This is a genomic window from Streptomyces sp. IBSBF 3136 (assembly GCF_036815105.1).
Taxonomy (GTDB): Bacteria; Actinomycetota; Actinomycetes; order Streptomycetales; family Streptomycetaceae; genus Streptomyces.
In genome coordinates this window covers 25,505-34,897 of the sequence record NZ_JAJSZC010000127.1, presented here as the reverse complement: position 1 = coordinate 34,897, position 9,393 = coordinate 25,505, and the positions used below count along the sequence as shown (strand labels likewise).

At 73.4% G+C, this 9,393-nt stretch carries 7 protein-coding genes and 1 pseudogene; all 8 read right to left on the bottom strand.

What is annotated here, in order from left to right; all coding sequences use genetic code 11:
* Window positions 1-370, bottom strand: a pseudogene (locus tag V7E45_RS24955) (hypothetical protein); the annotation flags it as partial.
* On the bottom strand, window positions 367-2,082 hold the full coding sequence (locus V7E45_RS24950; RefSeq protein WP_333776434.1) for a DUF3492 domain-containing protein: 1,716 nt from the start codon (window positions 2,080-2,082) through the stop codon (window positions 367-369). The pseudogene V7E45_RS24955 and the gene V7E45_RS24950, both read right to left, overlap by 4 nt.
* A 213-nt stretch (window positions 2,083-2,295) precedes the next feature.
* Window positions 2,296-3,888: an ABC transporter ATP-binding protein gene (locus tag V7E45_RS24945; protein WP_333776433.1), complete on the bottom strand. Its 1,593-nt coding sequence runs from the start codon at window positions 3,886-3,888 to the stop codon at window positions 2,296-2,298.
* A complete protein-coding gene (locus V7E45_RS24940) occupies window positions 3,885-4,883 on the bottom strand; it encodes an ABC transporter permease (protein WP_333776432.1) in 999 nt (332 codons plus the stop codon). The genes V7E45_RS24945 and V7E45_RS24940 overlap by 4 nt, the downstream gene beginning before the upstream one ends.
* Window positions 4,880-5,890: an ABC transporter permease gene (locus V7E45_RS24935; protein WP_333776431.1), complete on the bottom strand. Its 1,011-nt coding sequence runs from the start codon at window positions 5,888-5,890 to the stop codon at window positions 4,880-4,882. The genes V7E45_RS24940 and V7E45_RS24935 overlap by 4 nt, the downstream gene beginning before the upstream one ends.
* A 4-nt stretch (window positions 5,891-5,894) precedes the next feature.
* Window positions 5,895-7,613 (bottom strand): ABC transporter substrate-binding protein, encoded by a 1,719-nt coding sequence (locus tag V7E45_RS24930; RefSeq protein WP_333776430.1) that lies wholly within the window; start codon window positions 7,611-7,613, stop codon window positions 5,895-5,897.
* 184 nt (window positions 7,614-7,797) lie between these two features.
* Window positions 7,798-7,893 (bottom strand): Ms4533A family Cys-rich leader peptide, encoded by a 96-nt coding sequence (locus tag V7E45_RS24925; protein ID WP_333776429.1) that lies wholly within the window; start codon window positions 7,891-7,893, stop codon window positions 7,798-7,800.
* Window positions 7,894-7,950: 57 nt separating this feature from the next.
* Window positions 7,951-9,393, bottom strand: a complete 1,443-nt coding sequence (locus tag V7E45_RS24920) for a DUF3152 domain-containing protein (protein WP_333776428.1) — start codon at window positions 9,391-9,393, stop codon at window positions 7,951-7,953.

The window sequence follows — 9,393 nt, the reverse complement described above, 5'->3', positions numbered from 1 at the left end:
CAGGAACAGAGCTCACCCCACGCACGCCATCGGACAAGGCCCCTGCCTCAGCCCCCCGCGCAACACCAGCCGAACTACCGGCACCGGACACCGGCCCCGATGCCGGATCGGCCGGGAACTCGTACGCGACTCGCGGCGCGGCCAAGGGCGCGCCCGGCGGTGCGGTCATGGTCACGGCCTCTCCCCACGTCGGACCCTCGGCGTCGTCGTAGCCCTCGGTGCCGGGCAGCCACTCCCGCGAGCGCGCGTCCCAGGCGGTGGCGCCGGTGGGCGTGGCGGGGCGGTCCAGGGGGCCCGGCTCGCCGATGCCCGGCTCGCTGAGGACGTCCCGGTCGCCGTGGCGGCCGTCCGCCGCTTCGGAGCCGCTCACCGCGCCGCCTCCGGGGCCGTCAGCGGGGTCCTCGACGGGGTCGCGCGGACCGGGCCGCCCGCCGCCCAGGCGGGGACGCCCCGGGGCAGCACGGGTGCCGTGGGGCCGGTCCAGTGGACGGGTACGTGGGCCTCGGCGGGGTCGGCGAACGGCAGGGGTGCGCCGGCCTCGTCGAGGACGACCCGGCGCACCGGGCAGCGCGAGACGATCTCCAGGTAAATGCCGTGAAATGCCGCGATGTTCTGCTCGACGGTGAACAGTTCGAGCGCGCGGGCACGCGCGGCGGCCCCCAGGCGCTCACGGCGCTCGGGGTCGCGCAGCAGTGCCACGCACGCCTCGGCGAGCGCCCGCGGGTTGCGCGGGGGTACGACGAGCCCTGTGCCGCCGATGGCCTCCACCACCGCGCCGACGTCGGTGGACACGGTGGCCCGGGCACAGAGCATGGCCTCGACCAGGGTGATCGGGAAGCCCTCGACGACGCTGGAGAGGACGACGACCGCGCCGGCGGCGTACGCGTCGGGCAAGGCCGGCACCTCGGGGCCGCCGATCTCCTCGAAGGAGACGGGGTTGTCGCCGACGGCGTGCACGCCCTCGGCCTCGTCGGGGAAGAGCTGGGCGGCGAGCACCCGGCAGTGGCCCAGGTAGACCTCGCCCTCGGGGCCCGTGGGCGAGCCGACGATCCGCAGGCGGGCCGTCGGCCGCTCCTTGCGGACCTCGGCGAAGGCGTGCAGCAGGGAGACCAGGTCCTTGGTGGGGTCTACGGGCCCGACCCACACGAGGGTGTCCGGGTCGGACCGGTCGGGGGCCTCGCCGACCTCCGCGAAGCGGGACGCCTCCATGCCCGGGTGGACGGTGCGGATCCGGGTGCGGTCGGCGCCGCACCGTTCCTGCCAGCGGCGGGCGTGCGCGTTGCCGGGGGTGAGGATCGCGGCACGCCGGTAGACCTCGGTGGCCAGCCGGCCGTGGAAGGCGGCGAGCAGGGCGCGTACGGCCGGGGCGGCGGCGTCGGGGCCGAGGGCCAGGTAGTGCGAGCGCAGTTGCACGCCGTACTCGGTGACCAGCAGCGGGACGCCGGAGAAGTGCCGGGCGAGGAGGCCGGGCAGGGCGGCGGGGCCGCCGGCGGTGGCGTGACAGAGGTCGGCGGCGCCGAGGCCGTCGTCGCCGTACCAGTCGAGGGAGAGGGGGCGCAGGGCGCGTTCGAGGTGCGCGGCGACGGCGAGCAGGTCGGGTACGCGCGCCTCACGCGCCGTGCGCGACGCTCCGGGGGCGCGGCAGGCGCGCTCCAGGGTGCGTACGGCGGTGTCGGAGCGGAGTGCGCCGGTGAGTCCGCCCTCGTCGCGGGCGAGTTCGGCGAGTCCGTACAGCGCGCTGCCGAAACGGTCCGTCAGGTGGGTGGAGTCGGCGTCGGACGGGGCGCCGGGCGCGGTGCAGACCGCCTCGGCCAGTTCCCCGTAGCACTCGGTGAAGCGCCGGCGTGCGCGCCGTCCGTGGGAGACGCCGTCGTCCTCGGCGCGCCACAGCGGGGCCGTGCGGACCCGGCTGACCTGGTCGGGCAGCGGGACCAGGCCCGCGTCCTCCTGGGCGCGGCTGCGGCTGAGCGCGTGGATGTCGAACTCGTGCTGTGCGAGCCCGCGCACGAGCCGGTCGCACCAGAGTCCGGCGTCACCACCCACATACGGATAGCCACCCTCCGTAAGTAGCCCGATGCGCATGTGTGCACCCCCGATCTCCCGCTGGACGGGAGCCGCCTTCGTCGCGGCGGCTCGCAGCGGGACGAACGTATGCGGACAAGGCGGTGGGGGGGGGGGGGGGGGGGGGGGGTGGCCCCCCCCCCCACCAAAAGGGGTGAACGGTCGTAACTTTCGCGTGCGGCACGCGTTCCGACGCGCTAAGAGAGCGGACGGTGATCGCCTGCGCGCGAAACGTTACGCCACGGCCGGCTCCCGCCGGGCCGCGCGCCGCCGGGCCGCCTGCCCGGGGTCGAGGGCGGGTACGGCGGCCAGGAGCTGCCTGGTGTACGTCTCGCGCGGGGTGCCGTACACCTCCTCCACGGGCCCGGTCTCGACGACCCGGCCCCGGCGCATCACCGCGACCCGGTCGCTGACCTGGCGGACCACGGCGAGGTCGTGGGCGATGAACACGAGGGCGAGGCCGAGTTCCCGCTGGAGTTCGCCGAGGAGTTCGACCACCTGGGCCTGTGTGGTGACGTCCAGCGCGGAGACGGGCTCGTCGCAGACGATGACCCGCGGGTCGGCGGCGAGCGCGCGGGCGATGCCCACGCGCTGGCGCTGTCCGCCGCTGAACTCGTGCGGGTAGCGGTCGTAGTGCGCCGCTTCGAGGCCCACGCGCTCCAGCAGTTCGGCCACCCGGCCCCGGATGCGCCGCTCGTCGCGTTCGCCCCGCGCGCGGAGCGGGTCGGCGATGGACTCGCCCACGCTGCGGCGGGGGTTGAGGGAGGAGACGGGGTCCTGGAAGACCATCTGCACGGCCGGGTCCACGCCGGTGTGCGGCTGCCCGTCGTAGCGGATCTCCCCGGCGGTCGGTTCCAGCAGCCCGACCAGCATGCGGCCCAGGGTGGTCTTGCCGCTGCCGCTCTCCCCCACGACACCGAGGGTCTCGCCCCGGCGGACGGTGAGCGAGATGCCGTCCACGGCCGCGAACGCCCCCTTGCCGTGCCCGAACTCGCGCCGGAGCCCGGTGGCCTCCAGCACCACCTCGCCGGGCTCCCGTGACCCGGCCCGCGGCGCGTCGACGCGCGGTACGGCGTCGAGGAGTTCGCGGGTGTACGCCTGTCCGGGCGAGGCGAGGACCGTGCCGACCGGGCCCTGTTCAACGGCCCGGCCGTGCCGCATGACCAGCACCTCGTCCACGCTCTCGGCGGCGACACCCACGTCGTGGGTGACGAGCAGCAGGCCCATGCCGGTCTCCTCGCGCAGCGTGTGCAGCAGGTCGAGGATCTGGGCCTGGACGGTGACGTCGAGGGCGGTCGTGGGCTCGTCGGCGATCAGCAGCCGGGGCGAGCAGGCGAGCGCCATGGCGATGAGGGCGCGCTGGCGCATGCCACCGCTGAACTCGTGCGGGCGGTACCGGGCGCGGCGCCGCGCGTCCGGGATGCCCACCCGGTCCAGCACCTCGACGGCACGCGCGCGTGCGGCGCGGCGCGAGGCGCGCGTGTGGACGCGGTGGACCTCGGCGATCTGGTCGCCGACGGCGTAGTACGGGTCGAGCGAGGACAGCGGGTCCTGGAAGACCATGGCGGCCTTGGCGCCGCGCAGCCGGCGCAGTTCCTCGTCCGGGGCCCGCCCCACGTCGGTGCCGGCGACCCGCACCGTGCCGCCGACCCGCGCCCCGGTGCCCCGGTGCAGGCCCAGCAGGGCGCCGGCGACCGTGGACTTGCCGGAGCCGGACTCGCCGACGAGCGCGAGGGCGGCGCCCTCCGCCAGCCGGAAGGAGAGGCCGTCCACGGCCCGCAGGGAGCCGAACTCGACCGTGAGGTCCTTGACTTCCACGAGGCTCATGCGAGTACCACCCGTCGGTCGGCCACGGCGTAGAGCACGTCCGCGACGGCGTTGGCCACGACCACGAAGAATCCGATGACCAGGACCATGCCGACGACCACCGGGAGGTCGACGACGTTCACCGCGTGCACCAGCTCCTGGCCGATGCCGGGCAGCCCGAACAGGGTCTCGGTGAGGACGGCGCCGCCGACGGCCCCGCCGAAGTTGTTGGCGTTCAGCGCGATGACCGGGGCGAGGGCCCCGCGCAGGGCGTGCCGCCCGACGACCGAGCGTTCGGCGACGCCGTAGGCGCGGAAGGTCCGGATGTGGTCCTCGGCGAGGGTCTCCAGCATGGCGGCACGGGTCAGGCGGGCGAACGCGGCCGCCTCGATGAGCGCGAGGGAGAGCCACGGCAGGAGCAGGTTCCAGGCCCACTGTTCGGGATCGTCGGTGAACTTCACGTACTGCGGGAAGGGCAGCAGCCGCAGCTCGCCGCAGACGACGATCATGAGGACCAGACCGATGACGAAGACCGGCGTGGCCGTGCCCGCGAGGGTGAGCGCGGTCAGCGCGCGCTCGGTGAACCGGCCGCGCCGCCAGGCGGAGAGGACGCCGGTGCCGACCCCGAGGACGAGCCAGATCACCATGGCGCCCACCACGAGCGACAGGCTGACCGGGAGCTTGGTCAGGATGATGTCCGTGACCTGCCGGTCGCTCTGGTAGGAGAGCCCGAGGCAGGGGGCCGGGCAGTGCTCCACCGAGGTGCCGGTGGAGTAGTCCTGGCCGGCGAACAGGCCCTCGAGGAAGTGCCAGTAGCGCAGGTACAGGGGGTCGTCGAGCCTGAGCTGCTGGGCGACCTGGTGGACCTGTTCCGGGGAGCAGCGCGGGCCGCAGGTGATCTGGGCGACGTTGCCGGGGGTGACGTAGAAGACGACGTAAATGATCACCGAGATGGCGAGGAGGGTGACCAGCGCGCCGGCGCCGCGGCGCAGCACGAAACCGCCGAATCCGCTCATGCCGCCGCCTCCTCGGCCGCCCGGTCCTCGCGCCTGCCGCCGGTGCCGACGCGCAGGCGTGAGGCCGCGCGCGGGTCGAGGGCGGTGCGGACGCCGTCGCCGAGGACGGTCAGCGCGACGACGGTGACGAAGAGGGCGCCGGCGGGCAGCAGCAGGTACTGCGGCGCGGCCTGGTACCAGACGTCGGCGGCGGTGAGCATCTGTCCCCAGGACGGGGTGGGCGGCTTCACGCCGACGCCGAGGAAGGACAGGGCCGCCTCGACGGAGATGTTGATGGGCACGAGCAGCGCCGCGTAGGTGATGACGGGTGCGGCGAGGCCGGGCAGCAGTTCGCGACGGGCGATGCTCCAGGTGCCCCAGCCGCTGAGCCGGGCGGCGGCGACGTGGTCGAGTCCCTTGAGGGTGAGGGTCTGGGCGCGGGCGATCTTGGCGATGTTGCCCCAGGCGATCAGGCCGATGACGAGGGTGACCAGGACGGGTCGCGGGAAGCTCGACGGCACGATCGCGAGCAGCGCGAGGGCCATGATCATCAGGGGCAGGGCGACGATGATGTCGGTGATCCGGCTCAGCAGTTGGTCGACCAGCCGGCTGCCGAGCGCCGAGGCGACGCCGAACAGGACGCCGAGGGTCACCTGGATCGCGGTGGCGCCGAGCGCCACTCCGAGGGAGACCCGCGCCCCGTACACGAGCCGCGCGAACAGGTCGCGTCCGGTCTGCGGTTCGACGCCGAGCCAGTGGTCGGCGCCGAGGCCGCCGAAGGAGCCGACGGGCACGCCTCCGCGCGCGGAGTCGATCAGGGAGGGGTGGTAGGTGGTGGGGTCCTGGCCCTCCAGGGCGGTGAGGAGCGGTGCGGCGAGCGCGACCAGGACGAGCAGCGCGACGACGGCCGCGGCGACCAGGGCGGCGCGCTGCATCCGCAGCCGCCGCCAGAACTGACGGGCCCCCGAGACCCCCGGGGCGGGTGTGTCCGCCCCGGGGGTGTGGGAGGCGACGAGTGCCTCGCTCACGGTGCTACTTCACCGCGACCTGGGAGATGTCCAGCACGCCGGTCCAGTCGCTGATGACGATGTTGCGGACGTCCTTGCCGTACAGGCGCTTGTAGACGGGGTGGAACAGCGGCACGACGAGGGCCCGGGCGCCGATCTTCTTGTCCAGGGCGCCCCACCGCCGGGCGGCGGCGTCGAGGTCGGTCAGCTTGTTGATGGCGTCGATCTCGCCGTTGACCGACTTGTCGTTCAGCAGGCCGGTGTTGAAGTTCGCGCCGTCCTTGACGATCTGGCGGCCGTCGAAGATCGGGGCGAGGAAGGGGCCGCCGGAGGGCCAGTCGGCACCCCAGTGGGCGAGGAAGAAACCGGGCTCGGTCCTGACGTCGTGGATCTTGTCCCCGTAGTCGTTGCTCTCCAGGCCCTGCAGCCTGACGGTGACGCCGGCCTTCTTGAGCGCGTCCTGGATCGCGGTCGCGATCTCGGGGCTGGTCTCGAAGTCCTTGCTGTTGGAGTGGGTCAGGGTGACCGTGAGCCCGTTCTTGTGGCCGGCCTGGGCCAGCAGTTCCCTGGCCTTGGCGGCGTTGCCGGCCTTGCCCGCCGGGAAGAGGTCGTAGGGCGTGTGGCCGAAGGACTTCTGGTCGGGCAGGAAGGTGGTGGCGGGCTCGGCGAGTGCCGAACCGCCGGCCGCGTTGACGACCGAGGAGCGGTCGACGGCGTACGAGATGGCCTGCCGGACCTTCGGGTCGTCGAACGGCTTCACCTCGGGGTTGAAGGCGATGTAGTCCGTGTAGCCGAAGTGGCCGGTGCCCACGCGCGAGGCCAGGTCCTGGTCGCCGGTGACCTTGGCGAGTTCGGCCGGGCCGAGGTTGGTGTCGGTGGTGACCGCGGCCGCGTCCGCTCCCTGCGACGCGGACAGCCGCTGGTTGATCACGGAGGAGTCGAGGCCGGAGCGGACGTCGATGGTGTCCGGGTAGGCCTTGCGCTCGGAGTCCGTGGCGGCGGACCAGTGGGTGTTGCGCTTCAGGACGAGGTGCTCGCCGTCGTTCTCGTTGCGGACGACCTTGTACGGGCCGGACGAGACCGGGTGCTCCTCGTATTTGGTGCCGGTGTCCTTGGCCTCGGGGACCGGGGTGAACTGGGTCTGCGTGGCCAGGTAGGGGAACTCGCCCTCGGGCTTGTTCAGGTGGAAGACGATGGTCCGCTCGTCGGGCGTCTCGATCGCCGGGAGGCCCTTCTTGTCCTTGTAGGGGCCCTGGTAGGCGGCAGCGCCGACCAGCCAGTCCCTCAGGTAGGGGGCGCCGCCGGAGAGTTCGGGGGCGAAGGAGCGCTCGATGCCGTACTTGACGTCGGCCGAGGTGATCGGGGTGCCGTCCTCGTAGGTGAGGCCCTTCTTCAGGGTGTACGTCCACACGGTCGCGTCCTTGCTGGGGCGCCCGGTGTCGGTGGCGAGGTCCGGGACGACCTTGGCGCCGGCCGCGCCGTTCTCCCGGTTGCGGGTGGTGAGGGTGCGGAAGACCAGGGACGGGACGTTGCCGCCGCCGGAGGTGTAGAGGCGGGCGGGGTCGAAGTCCTGCTGCGGGTTGGAGTTCAGCACCGTGAGGGTGCCGCCCTGGTGCGGGGCGGAGTCGCCGCCGGAGCCCTTGGCATCGTTGTCCTTCGGACCACAGGCGGCGGCGCCCGCTGCCACGACCAGGCTGACGGATGCCGCTGCCACGCGGCGCGCTATGAGGGACGGTTGACGCATCGGAATGACGACCTCTCGGAGGCTGAACGAGTAAATCTCGAACAGTGAGACAAATGGACGAGGAGTGAGACGGCTGCGGACAGACGTCGGCCCCGGCGTCGGGTCGTCGAAGGACGCGCCGTGAGCACATCACGGACGCGGAAAGGAAGGAAGGAATCGCGACGCAAACGCCGGGGAGGCGGCGTCAGCGACAGTGGATGTCGGCCACGCAGAGGGCGGTCACGCCGAACAGCGCCAGCTCGATGGCGGCGCTGTTGGAGACGGCATGACGGAACCACATGCGCCAAAATATGAACGACCTTGCGACTCATGTCAATCCGACACAAGCCCTCCTCCGTCAACTCCGGGGATAAGGCCAGGGGTTGGGCAGACAGTGGATTCCGTCATGATCGAGGAACTTGGTCTGCTGCTGCATCACCGGGGCGAGCTCGCCGTCCTTCTGGCACGTCACATGGCCGTGACCGAGCCGGTGACCGACCTCGTGGTTGATGAGCATCTGTCGGTATGCGTGGATTTTGTCGCCATATGTCTTGCTGCCCTGGGCCCACCGGTAGGCGTTGATCATCACGCGCTCGGTGGCCGCCGAGTCGCAGGAGACGTTGTCCTCGGTGGTGTCGAGGCCGGACTTGGCGCACCACTTGGCGGTGGTGCCGGGGCTGGCGAGCGTGATGACGAAGTCGGGCTTGCCCGAGGAGACGCGCTCGAAGGTGCGGGTGCCGCCGTGCGCCCAGCTCCGGTCGTCGTTCAAGGTCTTCTGCACGGCCTCGGCGAACAGTGCGCCGTCCAGGCCCAGTCCCTGCTCGATGTCCACCCGGTAGGTGTACTTCTGCCCCTTACCGGGCGCCTTGTCGGCGCCGGGGACGGCCTCGAACTTCCCGGACGCCTTCAGCGTGGCGGTCAGCGGGTACGTCCGGTCCATCTTCTGCTCGTACGTCAGCGGCGCCGCGTCCGACGCGGCGGAGGGCGCGTCCTGCCCGGGCGCGCGGGCGTCGCGGGCCTGGTCGGTGGCGGAACGGGCGCGCGCGTCGCCGCCGCCGTGGCCGTCGGCGACCTGTCCGGCGACGACGACCGCGAGCACGGTGGTCACGGCTGCGGCCACGATGCCGGTGAAGGCCCGGCCCTTGTTCCCGCCCCGCTGCGCGGGCACGGACGCGGGCGGTGCGTCGTCGCCGCCTCCGTCACCGGCCGTCGCCGGCTCGTCGGCGTCGTGCGGGTGCCGCGCCCCGGGGACACCCGAGCGGCGGGGCCCGTCGGCGCCCGGCCGGGGCGCGAAGAGGTCGACGTCCTCCTCGAAGGCGTCGAGGTACTCCTGCCGGGGGCCGCCGTCGGACCGCCGTCTGCCGCCCTGCCGCTGCCGCGGGAGGAGGGGACCGGTCCCGGCGGGGCCCTTCCGGGTCCCGGACGCGGTCTCGGCGCCGGCCGGCCCGGCGAACTCGCCCCAACCGCCGCCGGGTTCACGCTGCTGGGGGTGCCCGCCCCGGGTCGCCGGACCACCGACGCGCGGTACACCCCGCGCGGGCGTACCGTCCGGCAGTCGCGGGATCCCGTGCGCCGGTGTGCCCTCGGGGGCGCGCCGGCCCGCCTGCGCGGGCAGGGGCACCCCACGCGCCGGGGTGCCCTCGGGCGGCCGCGGTGCTCCCTGACCGGGCGCGCCCGGACGGAGACCGGACTGTCGCGCCTCCCGCGGGGCTCCGGGGGCCGGGGCCCGCTGGTCTCGCTGTGCTCCTATGTCCCCCGCGTCGTCCTGGGGGGCCGGTTCGCGCCTGCTGTGGCGTCCCAC

Coding starts and splice junctions, on each gene's coding strand:
- V7E45_RS24950 (WP_333776434.1), bottom strand. CDS start 2,082: ATGCGCATCGGGCTACTTACGGAGGGTGGCTATCCGTATGTGGGTGGT.
- V7E45_RS24945 (WP_333776433.1), bottom strand. CDS start 3,888: ATGAGCCTCGTGGAAGTCAAGGACCTCACGGTCGAGTTCGGCTCCCTG.
- V7E45_RS24940 (WP_333776432.1), bottom strand. CDS start 4,883: ATGAGCGGATTCGGCGGTTTCGTGCTGCGCCGCGGCGCCGGCGCGCTG.
- V7E45_RS24930 (WP_333776430.1), bottom strand. CDS start 7,613: ATGCGTCAACCGTCCCTCATAGCGCGCCGCGTGGCAGCGGCATCCGTC.
- V7E45_RS24925 (WP_333776429.1), bottom strand. CDS start 7,893: ATGTGGTTCCGTCATGCCGTCTCCAACAGCGCCGCCATCGAGCTGGCG.